General features: G+C 70.0%; 11 protein-coding genes and 3 tRNA genes. 9 read left to right on the forward strand and 5 right to left on the reverse strand.

The annotated features are described in order from the left end of the window. The first annotated feature begins 22 nt into the window (after window positions 1-22). The 4 genes from dnaG to ACUKCB_RS01925 all read left to right on the forward strand — a co-directional run bounded on the left by dnaG (window position 23) and on the right by ACUKCB_RS01925 (window position 8,504). A complete protein-coding gene (dnaG, locus tag ACUKCB_RS01910) occupies window positions 23-2,839 on the forward strand; it encodes a DNA primase (protein WP_473038726.1) in 2,817 nt (938 codons plus the stop codon). A gap of 86 nt (window positions 2,840-2,925) precedes the next feature. Then, window positions 2,926-4,026 (forward strand): RNA polymerase sigma factor RpoD, encoded by a 1,101-nt coding sequence (rpoD, locus tag ACUKCB_RS01915; RefSeq protein ID WP_473040887.1) that lies wholly within the window; start codon window positions 2,926-2,928, stop codon window positions 4,024-4,026. Window positions 4,027-4,152: 126 nt separating this feature from the next. Next, window positions 4,153-5,478, forward strand: a complete 1,326-nt coding sequence (locus tag ACUKCB_RS01920) for a glycoside hydrolase family 18 protein (protein WP_473038727.1) — start codon at window positions 4,153-4,155, stop codon at window positions 5,476-5,478. 95 nt (window positions 5,479-5,573) lie between these two features. Further along, a complete protein-coding gene (locus ACUKCB_RS01925; protein ID WP_473038728.1) occupies window positions 5,574-8,504 on the forward strand; it encodes an FAD-binding and (Fe-S)-binding domain-containing protein in 2,931 nt (976 codons plus the stop codon). 39 nt (window positions 8,505-8,543) lie between these two features. Here ACUKCB_RS01925 and ACUKCB_RS01930 read toward each other — a convergent pair whose 3' ends face one another. Beyond that, window positions 8,544-9,062, reverse strand: coding sequence for a hypothetical protein (locus tag ACUKCB_RS01930; RefSeq protein ID WP_473038729.1), 519 nt, complete (start codon window positions 9,060-9,062; stop codon window positions 8,544-8,546). 2 nt (window positions 9,063-9,064) lie between these two features. Continuing rightward, complete coding sequence (locus ACUKCB_RS01935) at window positions 9,065-9,397, reverse strand: hypothetical protein (RefSeq protein ID WP_473038730.1); 333 nt, start codon at window positions 9,395-9,397, stop codon at window positions 9,065-9,067. 159 nt (window positions 9,398-9,556) lie between these two features. Here ACUKCB_RS01935 and ACUKCB_RS01940 point away from each other — a divergent pair. Together ACUKCB_RS01940 and ACUKCB_RS01945 are read left to right on the forward strand one after the other, a co-directional pair. Beyond that, window positions 9,557-9,629 (forward strand) — tRNA-Asn (locus tag ACUKCB_RS01940). A gap of 205 nt (window positions 9,630-9,834) precedes the next feature. Next, window positions 9,835-9,907, forward strand: a tRNA-Asn gene (locus ACUKCB_RS01945). A gap of 135 nt (window positions 9,908-10,042) precedes the next feature. Here the strand turns inward: ACUKCB_RS01945 and ACUKCB_RS01950 are convergent. Then, window positions 10,043-10,930: an SAM-dependent methyltransferase gene (locus ACUKCB_RS01950; protein WP_473038731.1), complete on the reverse strand. Its 888-nt coding sequence runs from the start codon at window positions 10,928-10,930 to the stop codon at window positions 10,043-10,045. A gap of 585 nt (window positions 10,931-11,515) precedes the next feature. Here ACUKCB_RS01950 and ACUKCB_RS01955 point away from each other — a divergent pair. Both ACUKCB_RS01955 and ACUKCB_RS01960 read left to right on the forward strand, forming a co-directional pair. Beyond that, window positions 11,516-12,220: a RibD family protein gene (locus tag ACUKCB_RS01955; protein WP_473038732.1), complete on the forward strand. Its 705-nt coding sequence runs from the start codon at window positions 11,516-11,518 to the stop codon at window positions 12,218-12,220. After that, window positions 12,217-12,705, forward strand: a complete 489-nt coding sequence (locus ACUKCB_RS01960; protein ID WP_473038733.1) for a cytidine/deoxycytidylate deaminase family protein — start codon at window positions 12,217-12,219, stop codon at window positions 12,703-12,705. Before ACUKCB_RS01955 ends, ACUKCB_RS01960 begins: the two co-directional genes overlap by 4 nt. Before the next feature lie 60 nt (window positions 12,706-12,765). On the opposite strand, the gene ACUKCB_RS01965 is transcribed toward ACUKCB_RS01960, so the two are convergent. Further along, window positions 12,766-15,258: a DEAD/DEAH box helicase gene (locus ACUKCB_RS01965; protein WP_473040888.1), complete on the reverse strand. Its 2,493-nt coding sequence runs from the start codon at window positions 15,256-15,258 to the stop codon at window positions 12,766-12,768. 187 nt (window positions 15,259-15,445) lie between these two features. Continuing rightward, a complete protein-coding gene (locus tag ACUKCB_RS01970; RefSeq protein WP_473038734.1) occupies window positions 15,446-16,435 on the reverse strand; it encodes a malate dehydrogenase in 990 nt (329 codons plus the stop codon). A gap of 261 nt (window positions 16,436-16,696) precedes the next feature. Here ACUKCB_RS01970 and ACUKCB_RS01975 point away from each other — a divergent pair. After that, window positions 16,697-16,770 (forward strand) — tRNA-Ile (locus tag ACUKCB_RS01975). Window positions 16,771-17,056 lie beyond the last annotated feature (286 nt).

Consider the following 17,056-nt stretch of genomic DNA (forward strand, 5'->3'; position numbering starts at 1 on the left):
GAAGAGAACTAGGCTGGAAACCGTGGCAGGCCGGATCAAAGACGAAGACATCGCCCTCGTACGCGAGCGCACCCCCATCGCTGACGTGATCGGCGAGTACCTCCAGTTGCGCAACGCCGGAGGCGGCTCGCTCAAGGGGTTGTGTCCCTTCCACGACGAGAAGTCCCCCTCCTTCAACGTCACCCCGGCCAAAAACCTCTACTACTGCCTGGCCGGGGAGACGCGCGTTCTGACCCGCGACGGGGTCAGGCCCATCCGTGATCTGGCCGGGGGCAGACACACGATCCTCACGAGAAGCGCCACCTGGGTGGAGGCGCCCTTCTACTCCTTTGGTGAGCAGCGGCTGATGCGTCTGACGCTGAGCCGTAACGGTCAGCGCAAGGAGATCCACGCGACCCCCGAACACCGATGGTTCGTGCAGGCGGGCAAGGACCGTTCGAAGGTGCGCGAGGTCACCACCGAGGAGCTGCGTCCCGAGCACCGCCTCGCCTACGTCTTCCCGCCCAAGAAGGTCACCAGGACCACGCCCTCGCCGTTCGGGATCGCGCACGGCATCACCTTCGGCGACGGCACACGGCTCGGACGAGGCAGCATGGCGGAGCTGGACACCGAGAAGGACCCCGGCCTGCTCAAGTGGTTCCCCAACAGTGAGACCAGCCGGCACGGTCGTCAGATCCTCGTCCACCACCTGCCCGGATTCTTCAAGGACCTGCCGTCCCTGGACGAGTCCCACTCCTACCTCTACGGCTGGCTCGCCGGATATCTCGCCGCCGACGGCCACGTCTCCAAGGACGGGACGGTCCTGCTCAACTGTGCCGATCGTTCCGTGCTGGAACACGTCCGCATGGTCGCGACCCGGCTCGGGATCGGCACCTACGGGATCACGGAACAGGTGCGTGAGGGCTTTCCCGGGCGTGAGCCCTCCTCGCTCTTCAGGGTGCACTTCGTCAACGAGGACCTGACGGACGAGTTCTTCCTGCATGACGACCACCGCCTGCGCTTCATCGGCGCGGAGAAGAAATTCGCCCGGCGGTGCTGGACGGTACGCTCGGTGGAGGAGACCGACCGCTTCGAGGAGGTCTTCTGCGCCGTCGTTGACGAGGGCCACGCCTTCGTTCTCGAGGACAACATCCTCACCGGGAACTGCTTCGGCTGCGGAGAGGGCGGGGACGTCATCTCCTTCGTGCAGCAGATCGACAGCCTCAGCTTCGCCGAGGCGGTCGAGTCGCTGGCGCGGCAGACCGGGATCGTGCTCCGGTACGAGGAGGGCGGACGCAGCACCTCCCGGCGGGACGAGGGCAAGCGCCAGCGGCTGCTTGACGCCCACCGCACCGCCGCCGAGTTCTACTCCGAACAGCTCCTGGCCCCCGGGGCGGTCACCGCACGCCGGTTCCTGGACGAACGCGGCTTCAATCGCGTCCACGCCGAGCACTTCGGGCTGGGCTTCGCCCCCGCGGGCTGGCAGAACCTCACCGACCACCTGCGCGCCAAGGGGTTCACCGACGCCGAGATCATCGAGGGCGGACTGGCCAGCCAGGGGCGGCGCGGCGCCTACGACCGGTTCCGCAACCGGCTGCTCTGGCCGGTACGCGAGGTCACCGGGGAGGTCGTCGGGTTCGGCGCGCGCAAGCTCGACCCGGCCGAGGACGGGCCCAAGTACCTCAACTCCCCCGAGAGCCCGATCTTCCACAAGGGGCGCCTGCTCTACGGGCTGGACCTGGCCAAAAGGGAGATCTCACGGCAGGGCAAGGCGGTCATCGTCGAGGGCTACACCGACGTGATGGCCTGCCACGAGGCGGGTGTCACCACGGCGGTCGCCACCTGCGGCACCTCCTTCGGCGAGGACCACCTGAAGATCCTGCGCCGGATGCTGCTGGGCCGCTCCAACCACGGCAGCAGGGTCGTGTTCACCTTCGACGGCGACAAGGCCGGGCAGAAGGCCGCTGTGCGCGCCTTCGCCGAGGAGCACGGCTTCACCTCCGAGACCTTCGTCGCCGTCCAACCGGACGGGCTCGACCCCTGCGACCTGCGGCTGCAGCACGGGCCACAGGCCGTTGCCGACCTGGTCGACGGTGCCAGTCCGCTGTACGAGTTCATGATCCGCAACATCGTCGAGGGCTACGACCTGTCCAGCGCCGAGGGCCGCATCGCCGCCCTGGACGCCGCGGCACCGGTGATCGCCAGCATCCGGGACGAGGGCGTGCGCCTGACCTACGGCAAGAACCTGGACCGCTGGCTGGGACTGATGGACGAGTCCTTCGTGCTGCGCCGCGTCCGCCAGCACATGGGTCGCGGACGCGCGCGCGGCGGCTCCGCGAAGGCCCCGCCGGTGCCCACCCCGGACGCCCGCTCGGCCCCCTACGACCTCCGGGACCCCTCCGTGCAGCGGGAGCGCCAGGCCCTCAAGGTCGCGGTCAAACACCCGAACCTGGCCCACGGCTTCGACACACTCAGCGAGGAGGACTTCACCGTCCCCCAGCACCGGGCCGTGTTCCGGCTCATCCAGGAACAGGGCGGGATCTCGGGGGTGCAGAATCCGGAAACCTGGGCTCTCATCCTGCGTGACTCGGCCCCGAATGACGCACAACGTGATTTTGTCACGCGCCTGGGTGTAGAAGAGATCGAGTTCTATGGAGAACTCGATGAGCATTTCGCCCAGCAAATGCTGAGCACAATCAGAACTCATTCCATCAACCGGCGGGAGGCAAACCTCAAATCCGAGCTCCACCGGATCGACCAGGCCGCCCAGCCGGAGGAGTACAACCGGGTCTTCGTCGAACTCATGCGTCTTGGCCAGCAGAAACGGGCTCTTCAGGAGTCCGGGGGCGGTGGCGTGTAGCACTGGGGTGACAATAGTAGTTCTCCCTCCCCGGGTAGTTTTATGGGCACAATGTAGTGGTGGCTCCCACTGTTGTGACCAACGAAATGCCGCCTGTCCGTCAGGTGGTCCGACTACTACCTGAAGCGGGTCGGGGAACGGTCAGTCGCAGGGAGGTCGCGTCGGCGTTGGAGCGCCTGGACGCGCCCCCCGATTCCCTGGACCGGATGATCACCGGCCTCGCCCGCGCCGGCGTCGACGTGGCCGACCCCGAGGAGGCGGTCCCCGCGGACCCGGGCCGCCGCTCGGGTTCCGACCTGGTCCGCCTGTACCTGCGCGAGATCGGCAGGGTTCCCTTACTCAGCGCGCAGGAGGAGGTGGACCTGGCCAAGGCGGTCGAGGCGGGATTGTACGCGCAGCGCCGCGAACCCGAACCGGGGGTGTGCGCCGCGGACGAGCTCGCCGAACTGGTGGACGAGGGCAGACGCGCCAAACGGCGCCTCATCGAGGCCAACCTGCGCCTGGTCGTGTCGATCGCCAAACGCTACCTGGGGCGGGGACTGCTGTTCCTGGACCTGATCCAGGAGGGCAACCTCGGTCTGATCCGCGCGGTGGAGAAGTTCGACTACGCCAAGGGCTTCAAGTTCTCCACGTACGCCACGTGGTGGATCCGCCAGGCGATCACCAGGGCCATCGCCGACCAGGCCCGCACCATCCGCGTCCCGGTGCACATGGTCGAGAACATCCAGAAGCTCCTCCGGGTCCAGCACCAGCTCCACCAGCAGTTGGGCCGGGAACCCAGCGTCGCCGAGATCTCCTCGGCCGCCGGGTTCGGCGGGGAGCGTGTCCTGGAGATCCAGCGCATCGCCCGCGAACCCGTGTCCCTCCAGGCACCCATCGGGGAGGAGGAGTCGGACTTCGGCGACTTCATCGAGGACTCCGACGCGGTGGCACCGGCGGAGGCGGCCGCCTTCACGATTCTCCAGGAACAACTGCGGGTGCTCCTGGGCGACCTCTCCGAACGCGAACAGCGCATCATCCGGTTGCGGTTCGGTCTGGCCGACGGCCGCCCGCGCACCCTGGAGGAGGTGGGCAGGGAGTTCGGTGTGACGCGGGAACGGATCCGTCAGATCGAGGCGAAAACCCTCGCCAAGCTCCGCCACCCCTCGCGGGCGGGCACTCTGAGGGACTTTCTGCGCAGCAGCTGACCGGGGCCCGGACCAGGCGGGTCGTCTACAACGTCCGGGAGGACCTCCGGGTTCCCACACCTGCGAGAACGGCCTCATCTGGCCGAATGGCCCGTCCGGCCCCCGCGGTACCCCTACGGTCGAGGTGTGAACGCCACCCCGCCCCAGCCGAGGCCCAGGACAGCCGTCGGGCGGCGTCCACTGCTGGTACTGGGCGCGGCCGCCGCCGCAGCGACACTGCTCGTGGGCACCCTCGTGCTCGTGAACCAACGCGAACCGGAACGGATCGGCTACTTCGCCGACTGGAACGTGGCCAACCGCGGCTACACCGTGAACGAACTGCGCGCAAGCGGTGCCCCCGAGCACCTCACCAGGATCATGTGGGCCTTCGGCGACATCGACCGGGACGGCCTGTGCCACATCCCGCAGGACAGCCACGACCAGCCCTGGGAGCTGTACCAGCGCCGCTACGACGCCGACGAGAGCGTCAGCGGGGAGGCCGACGAGTACGAGCAGGAACTGGCGGGCAGCCTCAACCAGCTGCGCCAGCTCCGCGCGCAGTACCCCGACCTGGGGGCCAGCCTGTCCCTGGGCGGCTGGAACTGGTCGGTGAACTTCTCCACCGCGGCCCGCACCGAGGAGTCCCGTCAGGCCTTCGTGGCCTCCTGCCTGGACCTGTGGCTGCGCGGCGACCTTCCGGTCCGTGCCGGGGAGCCCCAGGGCGGAGCGGGGGCGGGCGCGGGCGTCTTCGACGGCATCGACCTGGACTGGGAGTGGCCGGGCGGTCGGGGCAACTCCGACAACGTGGAGCACCCCGACGACCCCCGCAACTTCACCCTGCTGGTCGCCGAGTTCCGCCGCCAGCTCGACGAGCTCTCCCGGGAGACCGAACGGGACTACGTCCTGTCCGTCTCCCTGCCCGGGGGAGCCGCGCACAGCGAGGCCTACGAGGCGGAGGTCTTCGACCACGTCGACTTCGCCACCGTGCAGGGGTACGACTTCGCCGGACCCTGGAGCGAGCGCACCGCCCACCACTCCAACCTCCGCGTCCCCGCCTACGACGAGGACGCCAACAGCGTGGACCAGGCGGTCCGGCGCTACCTGGACCTGGGGGCCGAGCCCGGACAGATCGTCATGGGCGTTCCGGCCTTTGGCCGCGGCTGGCGGGGCGTCCCCGCCGAGGAGGCGGGCCGCCACCAGGAGGCCGCCGCCCCCGCCGAGGACGACTACGACGGCCCCACTCGGGCCTTCAACGACCTCGAGGAGACGGAGGGATGCCGCTACCTGGACGAGGAGGCGGGCGCCTACTGGATCTACGACGGCGACCAGTGGTGGACCTACGACAACCCCGACGTGATCGGGATCAAGGGCCGGTACGTCCGGGACCACGGCCTGGCCGGGATGATGGTCTGGAGCCTCGACATGGACCCCGACGGCGTCCTGGTCCGGGCCGTGCACGACTCCCTGGAGTGATCTTCGGCCCCGCCCGGGCACCGGAGCCGCAGCCCGGCGGGCCGAGCCGCGTGCCGTGGTTGCCACGCCGCCGCCGCCCGCGACACGCTGTGGGCATGGCCGACCCGCACAGCACCACCGCACACCCGGACCTGACCGCGCTCCGCAGGGACCTGGAGGACGGCGTCCAGGGGACCGTCGCCCTGGACGCGGGCACGCTCGCCCTCTACACCTCCGACGCCTCCAACTACCGTCGGGTCCCGCTCGCGGTGGTCGTCCCCGAAACCATCGACGACTGCGTCGCCGCCGTCCGCGCCTGCGCCGCGCACGGGGTGCCGATCATCCCCCGCGGCGGCGGCACCTCCATCGCCGGAAACTCCATCGGTACCGGCGTGGTCATCGACACCTCACGCCATCTGCGCACCATCGAGGCCGTCGACCCCGAGGCCCGTACTGCCAGAGTCCAGCCCGGAGTCATCCTCGACGAGCTGCGCGCGGTCACCGCCGAACACGGGCTCACCTTCGCCCCGGACCCCTCCACCCACAGCCGGTGCACCATCGGCGGCATGATCGGCAACAACGCCTGCGGCTCCCACTCGGTCGCCTGGGGCACCACCGCCGACAACATCGTCGAACTGGACCTGCTGCTCTCCGACGGGACCCGGATCACCGTCGGGTCCGGGCACACCGCGGAGGAGTTCGCGGAACTGGCCGCCCGCCCCGGCCGCGAGGGGCGGATCCACGCCGCACTGGGCCGCCTCGTGGAGGCCCACCGTTCCGAGATGCGCACCGCCATGCCCGATTTCCGGCGCCGCGTTTCCGGCTATGCCCTGGACCGCCTGCTCCCGGAGAAGGGACGCGACGTCGCTGCCTCCCTGGTGGGGACCGAGGGCACCTGCGCCATGGTCCTGGGCGCCACCGTGCGCCTGGTCGAGTCGCCGCCGGCCCGTGCCCTGGCCGTCCTGGGCTACGAGGACGCCCCGGCCGCCGCCGACGCCGTCCCCGGCATCCTCGGGCACTCCCCGCTCACGGTCGAGGGGCTCAACGACCGCATCGTCGCCGCCCTGGACCGGAACGGTTCGAAATCCCGGGTGCCCCTGCCGCTCGGCCACGCCTGGCTGTTGGTGGAGATCGCGGGCGGCGACGCCGAGCAGGCCGCAGCCGCGGCCCAGACGATGCTCGACTCCCTGGACGGGACCAGCCGCCCCCGCGACGCCGCCGTGGTCACCGACCCGGCCCACCAGAAGGCGCTCTGGCGTATCCGCGAGGAGGGTGCCGGGCTCACCTCCCGCACCCCGACCGGGGCCGAGGCGTGGTCGGGGTGGGAGGACGCCTCGGTGCCGCCGGAGAACCTCGGCGCCTACCTGCGCGACTTCGAGGACCTGATGGCCCGCCACGGCCGCTACGGGGCGGTGTACGGCCACTTCGGCGACGGCTGCCTGCACGTGCGCATCGATTTCGAGCTCACCCACCGGAGCGGTCGCCGCGAGTACCGCGCCTTCATGGAGGAGGCCGCCGAGATCGTGGTCCGGCACGGCGGTTCGCTCTCCGGTGAACACGGTGACGGACAGGCCCGGTCCGAACTCCTCAGCCGTATGTACCCCGAAGGCCTCATCCGTGCCTTCGGTGAGTTCAAGCGGGTCTGGGACCCCGAGAACCTGATGAACCCGGGCATCATCGTCGACCCGCTGCCGCTGGACGCCGACATCCGGGTGGCCGCCGACGTGCGGCCCGAACTCCCCCTGCTCTCCGAGGCCACCCTGGCCTACGGCGAGGACGACGGTGATTTCGCCAAGGCCCTGCGCCGCTGCTCCGGTGTGGGCAAGTGCCGCCGCCAGAGCGGCCCCGGCGTGATGTGCCCCAGTTACCAGGTGACCCAGGAGGAGAAGCACTCCACACGCGGCCGTGCCCACCTGCTGTTCGAGATGGCCAACGGGGAGGTGATCACCGACGGGTGGCGTTCGGAGGAGGTCCGGGAGTCGCTGGACCTGTGCCTGTCCTGTAAGGGCTGCCTGAGCGACTGTCCGGTCAACGTGGACATGGCCTCCTACAAGGCCGAGTTCCTGCACCAGCACTACAGGGGCCGGGTGCGCCCGGCCGCGCACTACTCGATGGGCTGGCTGCCGGTCCTGGCCCGCCTGGCCTCGGTGGCGCCGGTGGAGGCCAACCGGGTGGTCCGCCTGCCCGGCGTGTCCTCCCTGGCCAAGCGGATGGCCGGGGTGGCCGCCCAGCGCGATCTCCCGGCCTTTGCCCGCACCACGTTCACCCGGGCCTTCCAGCGCCGCCAGGCCCGAGGTGAGGGGCGCGTCGGTGGCCCCAAGGTGGTGCTGTGGCCGGACACGTTCGGCAACCTGCTCAACCCGAACGTCCTCGCCTCCGCCGTGCAGGTGCTGGAGGACGCCGGGTTCTCCGTGGTGCTGCCCAAGGGGCAGGTCTGCTGCGGGCTCACGTGGGTCTCCACGGGCCAGTTGGACGTGGCCCGTGCGGTGATGCGCCGTGCGGTGGCCTCCCTGGCGCCCCTGGTGTCCCAGGGGCTGCCCGTGGTGGGTCTGGAGCCGAGCTGTACGGCGGCGCTCAAACACGACCTGGTGGAGCTCCTGCCGGGGGAGGAGAGCCGGCGTGTGGCGGCGGCGGTGCACACCTTCGCGGGTTTCCTGGAGGAGTACGCCCCGGACTGGCAGCCGCCGCGCGTGCCCGCGTCGGCACTGGCGCAGGTGCACTGCCACCAGCACGCGGTGACGGGCTTCGACGCGGATCGGGACCTGATCTCCCGTGCCGGGATCGACGGTGAGGTGCTGGACTCGGGCTGCTGCGGGCTGGCGGGGGACTTCGGCTTCACCGAGGGCCACTACGAGGTGTCCCAGGCGATCGGGGAACGTGAACTGCTTCCCCGGGTGCGCGCCGCGGACCCCGGCACCCTGGTGCTCGCCGACGGCTACAGCTGCCGCACCCAGATCGAGCAGGGGACGGGGCGCAGGGCCCTGCACCTGGCCGAGGTCCTGGCCAGGGGGGTGGCCGAGCGCGACCGCGGGCGTGCCCGGGGGTGAGCGCCGTCCGCGGGGACGCCCCCCGCGGACGACACCCGCTCACACGCCCATCTGCTCGCGCAGGAGGGTCAGTGCCCGGGAGACGGCGTCGGACAGTCGGGGGTCCCGGGGGTCCAGGCCCTCGCCCAGGTGTACCCGCCAGTCGATGTCGGTGCCCAGCGGTGCGCGCCTGGCCACGAGCCGGAAACCGGTGGTGGAGTCGGTGTGGGGGAAGGGGACGAAGCGGTTCACCAGGATGGTGGAGGTGACCCGTTCGGAGACCGTTTCCGCCATCCGGCGGTAGTCCACCGGGTCGCCGGTCAGTTCGGTCCGCAGCCGCACGGTGTGCCCGCCGGTGCCCTCTTCGACGAAGGTGAGTGTGTCGGGGCTCCAACGGGCCTGGTCGATGTCCTGCCAGGGCACCGCCCGGCCACCGGGCAGGTACAGGGCGCGGGTGGTCGCGACGAGGACGGCGCCGTCCCCGGCGGGAGCGGCGACGGATGCGTGCGCGAGCACGCGTTCGCCCCGCTCCAGCCGGGAACGCACCTGTTCGGGAACGTCCCGACTGAACAGTGCCATCGTCAGGCGCCGGGGCCCTCGTCGGAGTCCCGGCTGGGCCGGGTCCCGTTGGCCAGGCTGGTTTCCGCCTCGACGAGGTCGGCCTCCTCCTCGCTGGGGCGTGCGAGGAAGTCGCGCACGGAGGTGATCGGCATCTTCTCCACGGCCCTGTCGTAGACGGCCCGGCCGGCCTTGCTGGTCTGGGCGCCGACTACCCCGGCCACCTCCTGGACCAGGGGGCTGTCCGCCACCCTGCGGGCGGTACGGGACAGTTGCTCGTAGCGGGCCCTGCCCGCCTTGGCGCCCAGGACGTATCCGATGGCGAGTCCGGCGACGAACGTGATCCGGTAGCGCATGGCTCCCTCTTTACGGCCTTGGTTGCGGTCGGCGTGGTCCGTGCCCCGACGTTACCCCTTCGTGGTTCGGGCCACACGGGCCGACACCGGTCACAAGCACTCTCCAGGCGCGCTAGTCTGTTCATGTCGCCGGAGCCGCAGGGCTTCGGAGTCGCGCGATCCCGCGTAGCTCAATCGGCAGAGCAGCCGGCTGTTAACCGGCAGGTTACTGGTTCGAGTCCAGTCGCGGGAGCAGTGGATGCGGGCCCGTCGGAGAGATCCGGCGGGCCTTCGTCGTTCCCGGCGGTCCCGGTGCCGGCCCTCCCGCACTCCCGGCGGCCGGCCGCGTGATGTGCGCAGCAGGGTGTGCCGCGGAGCGGAAAGACGTCGCGAGCACCCCCGGAAAGGCGCTAGGCTTGTTCATGTCGCCGAGGCCGCAGGGCCCCGGAGTGACGCGATCCCGCGTAGCTCAATCGGCAGAGCAGCCGGCTGTTAACCGGCAGGTTACTGGTTCGAGTCCAGTCGCGGGAGCAGTGGATGCGGGCCCGTCGGAGAGATCCGGCGGGCCTTCGTCGTTCCCGGCGGGTCCCTGGGCGGGCAGGGGAGGCCCTCACCCGCTGCCAGTCCCCTGGAGGGCTCCAACGCGGGCACGAGGGCGTCGTGTGTTCAGATCCGGCCCATACCGCCGATGATGAGCTGACGGTTGCGGTGCGGCATCTGGTAGCTCCCGAAGACGGGGGGAGCGACCGGCAGAGTCCGCCACTTCTGGGCCTGGAGCAGGCCGGGGGGCACGGACTCCCAACCTTCGAAGAACGCGGAGATCTCCTTCTCGGTCCGCCAGTACCCGTGGCCGAGCCGCTCGGTGAACAGGTGCTGGAGTTGTTCGGCCCGGAGTGCGTCCTTGGGGTACCGCGCGGGGTCGGGTCGGCAGTAGTGGCTGAGGACCATGTGGCTACCGGGTGCCAGTGAGTCGCGTAGGGCCGCGATGCTCCGGGCTGCCGCGGTCGCGTCGGTGGTGTGCGAGACAACTCCGGTGAGCAGCAGCCCGACCGGTCGGTCCAGGTCGAGGAAGCGGTGGCTCTCCGGGTTGTGCAGCAGACCGGACGCGTCGTCCAGACCGCCGTGCACCGCGGTGGTGGTGCGGCCGTCGCGGATCAGGGCGAGGTGGTGGGTGAGCACCACGGGGTCGTCGCTGGCGTAGACGACGCGGGCCTCGGGGTTGCTCTCGTGGGCGATCTCGTGCGGGTCGCCTGGAGCGGGCATACCCGCACCGACCTGGAGGAACTGGTGGATTCCCAGGTCCGCGGCGAGGTGCCGTACCGCACGTTGGAGGAAGGCGCGTTCCCCCAGGACGATGTCGACGAAACCAGGGGCGGTGCGCTCGGCCTGGGTGGCCAGCTCACGGTCGACGGCGAAGTGGTCCTTCCCCTTGAGGTGGAAGGAGTGGAGTCGCGTGATGCTGGCCCTGGCCAGGTTGACGGGCGGCGGGGGTTTGGCCCTGACGTGTTTGCCCCCCGCCTGCCTCAGGAAATCGGGGGAGGTGAAACGAGACATCGCCGTCCTCTTGTCTGAGGTGGGGAAGTGCGGTCGACTCCCAGGATTGTGGGACGGCCCCCGCGCGGGGGCGCGTCAAAGGATTGTATTCCGCCTTGGCGTGGTTGTTAACCGGGTCAGGGACACCGGTGGTAAAAATCGTCGCCCGAGGTCGACCCGGAAGGTGTACGCGCTGCGTGTTACGACTGCCTTGGGTAGACAACCACTTATACACCCAATGTCCATTATGCGAGGAACGACTCGGCGGTGTCGTGTCTTCGGCGGGCTGGCAGCCCAGAGATCCCCCGAAGGAAGGCGGTTCCGGCGCTCCCCTCCGTTCCCGTCGGGGCCCGGACGCCCCGGGTTCCGGAGGGGAACCGGGGCGCCGGTCCGAACGCTCGGGCATCGAATCTTCCGGAGCCCTTATAGGAAAAAGGGTGTGCCATTTCGCTGACGAACCGTCTGCCAGCGGAAATCCTGCGCGGTGCGGTTGGAACATTCGTTCCCCCTTCACCGAGAAGCATGGGAAAAGGACACCCGCAGCGAGGGACACACCACGCGTGCATCCTCGGACCCCGCGTGCACGAACCCCGTTAACCTGGAGGCATGGACCGTCCCTACACCATCCTGAGCTGCGCGATGTCGATCGACGGTCGTATCGACGACACCAGCCCCGAACGCCTCCGCCTGTCCAACGAGGCGGACTTCACCGAAATCGACGAGCTGCGCGCCGGATGCGACGCGATTCTGGTCGGCGCGGGGACCCTGCGCGCCGACAACCCCCGGCTCCTCGTGCGCTCCCCGGTCCTGCGCGAGCGCCGCGCCGAGCAGGGGCGCACCGAGAACCTGCTCAAGGCCGTGGTCACCCGCGGCGGCGACGTGGACCCCGGGGCGCGCTTCTTCTCCACCGGTGACGCCGGCGCGGTCGTCTACACCGGTGGCTCCGGAGTGGCCACCGCGACCCGGTCCCTGGCCGGGCGCCCCGACGCCGACCCGCCCCTCGAGGTCGTCGACGCGGGAGACCCGCCCACCGCCGAGGCGATCCTGACGGACCTGGCCGACCGGGGCGTCACCCGGCTGCTGGTCGAGGGCGGCGGACACATCCACACGATGTTCCTCGGCTCGGGACTGGCCGACGAGCTCCGGCTGGCGGTCGCCCCGTTCCTGGTGGGTGAGGAGGACGCTCCGCGCTTCGTCATGCCGGGCTCCTACCCCTACACTCCCCAGGCGCCGATGCGCCTGGTGGAGGCCCGCTCCCTGGATGGGATCGCCGTCCTGAGGTACTGCCTGGCCACGGAGGGTCGGCGGTGACCGGGGCGGCGGAGCGGGCCCTCGGTCCCGCCCCTGCGGCGGGGGAGGCCGACCGGTACTGGCTGGAGCGCGCGGTGGAGCTGTCCCGTTCCTGCCCGCCCTCGGACACGGCCTTCTCCGTGGGCGCCGTCGTGGTGGCCGAGGACGGCCGCGTGCTGGGCGAGGGCCACTCACGCCGCGACGACCCGCACGACCACGCCGAGGAGGTGGCGCTGCGCGGGATCGACCTCGACGAGCCGAGGCTGGCCGGGGCGACGATGTACTCATCCCTGGAACCGTGCAGTTCCCGTTCCTCGCGCCCCCGCTCCTGCAGCGCCCTGATCCTCACCACACCCATCCCGCGCGTGGTCCTGGCCTGGCGCGAACCGGCCCTGTTCGTCGACTGCGACGGGGCCGAACGCCTGGCCGCCGACGGACGGACCGTGGTCGAGCGCCCCGACCTCGCCGAACCCGTGCGCGAGGTCAACGCCCACCTGCTCGGCTGAGCGCCCGGCCACGGACAGGACCCGTCCGCGCCCCGGCAGGGGGCGCGGACGGAGCCCGGGCTAAAGCCGGTTCACGTCCGTCACGTGGACCACCGCGCGGCCCTCGGCGTTGGAGGCGGCCAGGTCGACTTCGGCGCTGATGCCCCAGTCGTGGTCCCCGGCCGGGTCGGCGAGGATCTGGCGGACCCGCCAGATGTCGTCCTCCTCCTCGATGAGGAGCATCTTCGGGCCGCGCGCGTCCGGTCCGGTGCCGATCTCGTCGTGCTCGGCGTAGTACGCCTCCACGGCCTCGGCCCACTCCTCACCGGTCCACTCGTCGTCCTCGGACAGCTTGCCCAGGTCGCCGTAGCGGCGCCGGGAGGCCAGCTCCACCCGCCGGAACATCTCGTTGCGGACCAGCACACGGAAGGCCCGGGCGTTTGCGGTGACCGGGCGGACCTTCTCCTCGGTCTCCGCCGTCTCGCCCTCGACCTCCTCCTCGGGGTTGGTGAGCTGCTCCCACTCGTCCAGGAGGCTGGAGTCGACCTGGCGCACCAGTTCGCCCAGCCACTCGATGAGGTCCCGCAGCTCCTCGGTCTTGGCGTCGTCCGGCACCGTCTGGTTGAGCGCCTTGTAGGCGCTGGCCAGGTAGCGCAGTACCAGCCCCTCGGAACGGGCCAGCTCGTAGTGGCCCACGTACTCGACGAAGTTCATCGCGCGCTCGTACATGTCGCGGGCGACGGTCTTGGGCTGGAGCGGGTGGTCGCCCACCCAGGGGTGGCCGCGCCGGTAGACCTCGTAGGCGTGGTCGAGGAGCTCCTCCAACGGCTTGGGGTAGTCGACCTCCTCCAACCGCTCCATGCGCTCGTCGTACTCGATGCCGTCCATCTTCATCTCCTGGACGGCCTCGCCGCGGGCCTTGTTGAGCTGGGCGCCGAGGATCTGGCGGGGGTTGTCCAGAGTGGACTCCACCACGGTGAGCACGTCCAGCGGGTAGGTCGCGGACTCCGCGTCCAACAGGTCCAGGGCGGCCAGCGCGAACGTGGACAGCGGCTGGTTGAGCGCGAAGTCGGCCTGCAGGTCCACGGTGAGGCGCGCGGTGCGTCCCTGGTCGTCCGGCTCGGGCAGGGTCTCCACGATCCCGCCGTCCAGCAGCGACCGGTAGATGGCGATCGCCTCGTGGATGTGGCGGCGCTGCGTCCTGCGGTCGTCGTGGTTCTCGGTGAGCAGGTGCTTCATCGCGGTGAAACAGTTGCCCGGCCGCGCGATCACGCTCAGCAGCATCGCGTTGCTCACCCTGAAACGCGAGTTGAGCGGCTCGGGGTCGGCCTCGATGAGTTTGCGGAAGGTGGCCTCGTCCCAGGAGACGAACCCCTCGGGGGCCTTCTTGCGCACCACCTTGCGCCGTTTCTTGGTGTCGTCGCCGGCCTTGGCCAGCGCCTTCTCGTTCTCGATCACGTATTCGGGGGCCTGGGCGACCACGTTGCCGACGGTGTCGAAGCCCGCTCGCCCGGCGCGCCCGGCGATCTGGTGGAACTCGCGCGCGCGGAGCCGGCGCACCCGCACACCGTCGTACTTGCTCAGCGCGGTGAACAGCACGGTGCGGATGGGCACGTTCACGCCCACCCCCAGGGTGTCGGTGCCGCAGATGACCTTGAGCAGTCCCGCCTGGGCCAACCGCTCGACCAGGCGGCGGTACTTGGGCAGCATCCCGGCGTGGTGGACGCCGATACCGTGCCGCACGTACCTGGACAGGTTGCGCCCGAACTTGGTGGTGAAGCGGAAGTTGCCGATCTCCTCGGCGATCTTCGCCTTCTCCTCCTTGGTGCACATGTTGATACTGGTCAGCGACTGCGCGCGTTCCACGGCCTGCGCCTGGGTGAAGTGCACGATGTACACGGGGGCGTCGCCGTTGCCGAGAAGCTCCTCGAGGGTCTCGTGCAGCGGCGTGGTCCGGTAGTCGTAGTAGAGGGGGACGGGGCGCTCGGCGGAGGCGACCACGGCGGTCGACCGTCCGGTGCGCTTCTCCAGGTCCTCCTCGAACCGGCTCACGTCCCCGAGGGTGGCGGACATCAGCAGGAACTGCGCCTGGGGCATCTCCAGCAGGGGGACCTGCCAGGCCCATCCGCGGTCGGGCTCGGCGTAGAAGTGGAACTCGTCCATGACGACGGTGTTGATGTCGGCGTCGGCGCCCTCCGCCAGGGCGATCTGGGCGAGCACTTCCGCCGTGCAGCACACGATGGGGGCGTCGGAGTTGACGCTGGCGTCGCCGGTCATCATGCCGACGTTCTCGGTGCCGAAGATCTTGCACAGGTCGAAGAACTTCTCCGACACCAGCGCCTTGATGGGCGCGGTGTAGAACGCGCACTCGTCCCGGGCCAGGGCGGCGAACAGGGCGCCGGTGGCGACCATGCTCTTGCCGGAGCCGGTGGGCGTGTTGAGGATGACGTTCGACCCGGAGACGACCTCGATGAGGGCCTCCTCCTGGTGCGGGTAGAGGGTGAGGCCCCGCTCCTCGGCCCACAAAGCGAACGCCTCGAAGAGGGAGTCGGGTTCTGGTTCGGCCGGAAGCACATCAATGAGACTCACGGTCTCTATACTGCCCGCTCCCCGACCCCCTTCGGGACACGAGGCGGTGTTCGCCCCCTCACCGGTCCGGGGCGGGTCCGCACAACACGGCGGGCACGCCCCCGTGGCGGGGGCGTGCCCATCGTCGCCCGAACGGTCGTCAGAGCCCGGACCGGAGCGGCCGGGAGTGTCCTCAGACCAGGCCGAGCTGCTTCACGGTGTCGCGCTCCTCGACGAGCTCCTGCACCGAAGCGTCGATGCGGCCGCGGGAGAACTCGTCGATCTCCAGGCCCTGCACGATCTCCCACCGGCCGTTCTTGGAGGTGACGGGGAAGGAGGAGATGAGGCCCTCGGGGACGCCGTAGGAACCGTCGGAGGGGATGGCCGCGGAGGTCCAGTCGCCCTCGGGGGTGCCGTTGACCCAGTCGTGGACGTGGTCGATGGCGGCGTTGGCGGCCGAGGCGGCCGAGGAGGCGCCGCGGGCCTCGATGATGGCGGCGCCGCGCTTGGCGACGGTCGGGATGAAGTCGTTCTCCAGCCAGGCCTGGTCCCCGACGGCCTTGGCGGCGTTGGCGCCGTTGACCTCGGCGTTGAACAGGTCGGGGTACTGGGTGGCGGAGTGGTTGCCCCAGATCGTGAGCTTCTTGATGTCGTTGATCGACACGTTCAGCTTCTTGGCGAGCTGGGTCAGCGCCCGGTTGTGGTCCAGACGCGTCATCGCGGTGAAGCGCTCGGCGGGGACGTCCGGGGCGTGGCTCTGTGCGATCAGGGCATTGGTGTTGGCGGGGTTGCCGACCACCAGGACGCGGATGTCGTCGGCGGCGCCGGCGTTGATCGCCTCACCCTGGGGCTTGAAGATGCCGCCGTTGGCCTGGAGCAGGTCGCCGCGCTCCATGCCCTTGCCGCGGGGACGGGCGCCGACCAGCAGGCCGACGTTGGCACCCTCGAACGCCTTGTTGGCGTCGTCGAAGATGTCGATGCCCTGGAGCAGCGGGAAGGCGCAGTCGTCAAGCTCCATCGCCGTGCCCTCGGCGGCCTTGACGGCCTGCGGGATCTCCAGCAGGCGCAGCTTCACCGGGGTGTCGGCGCCGAGCAGCTGTCCGGAGGCGATCCGGAACAGGAGGGCGTAGCCGATCTGGCCGGCGGCGCCGGTGACGGTGATGTTGACGGGTGCTTTGGACATGCGTGAACTCTCCTGACGACGGTGTGCGACCCGCGATGTTACCAACGGGTTCGAAGCGGCTCCGGTGCCGGGCCCAGGGGGTACGGCCAGGCGCGCGCCGCACCGTCCCACCCTAGACCGCTCCCCGGAGGCCGTCGTGACCCAGGTGCTCCCAAGCGGTTCGCGCGTTGTCCCGGCCACGGTCAACCCCTGCGGGGCAACGGATTTACGGCGCGGAAACGGCGGACGCATCCTGTTAGGATGACGTTTGCTGACGACGGAGGGCCGGTAGCTCAGTTGGTTAGAGCAGGGGACTCATAATCCCTGGGTCGCGGGTTCGAGTCCTGCCCGGCCTACCCCTCTCACCAGCGTGGAACCCCCTCCACGCCGCGCCGACGGCTCTCCTCGGCCGTCGGTGCGCCACCCTTCCAATTCTTGCGCCAGGGTGGGGTGTGTCGCCTCTCTCGCTTTTCGTGACGTTTGTCCGAATGGCTTCTTTTTCTGGTTTTCGGGATGTGCCCGTCCAGTGAAGACCGTGTTCGCGTCCGTAAACGGACAACGTCGGAACCCTTCCTCCACGCAGCCGGACGAGGCCCTCCCCTAAACTGGCCGCCGGTCGGAGACCGCCGTGTCACGCGTCTC

The sequence above is a fragment of the Nocardiopsis moroccensis genome, assembly GCF_055763695.1.

Excerpts from the sequence above, each read along its gene's own strand:
- ACUKCB_RS01925 (WP_473038728.1), top strand. The coding sequence starts at position 5,574 with ATGGCCGACCCGCACAGCACCACCGCACACCCGGACCTGACCGCGCTC.
- rpoD (WP_473040887.1), top strand. The coding sequence starts at position 2,926 with ATGCCGCCTGTCCGTCAGGTGGTCCGACTACTACCTGAAGCGGGTCGG.
- ACUKCB_RS01935 (WP_473038730.1), bottom strand. The coding sequence starts at position 9,397 with ATGCGCTACCGGATCACGTTCGTCGCCGGACTCGCCATCGGATACGTC.
- ACUKCB_RS01970 (WP_473038734.1), bottom strand. The coding sequence starts at position 16,435 with ATGTCCAAAGCACCCGTCAACATCACCGTCACCGGCGCCGCCGGCCAG.
- ACUKCB_RS01930 (WP_473038729.1), bottom strand. The coding sequence starts at position 9,062 with ATGGCACTGTTCAGTCGGGACGTTCCCGAACAGGTGCGTTCCCGGCTG.
- ACUKCB_RS01955 (WP_473038732.1), top strand. The coding sequence starts at position 11,516 with ATGGACCGTCCCTACACCATCCTGAGCTGCGCGATGTCGATCGACGGT.
- ACUKCB_RS01950 (WP_473038731.1), bottom strand. The coding sequence starts at position 10,930 with ATGTCTCGTTTCACCTCCCCCGATTTCCTGAGGCAGGCGGGGGGCAAA.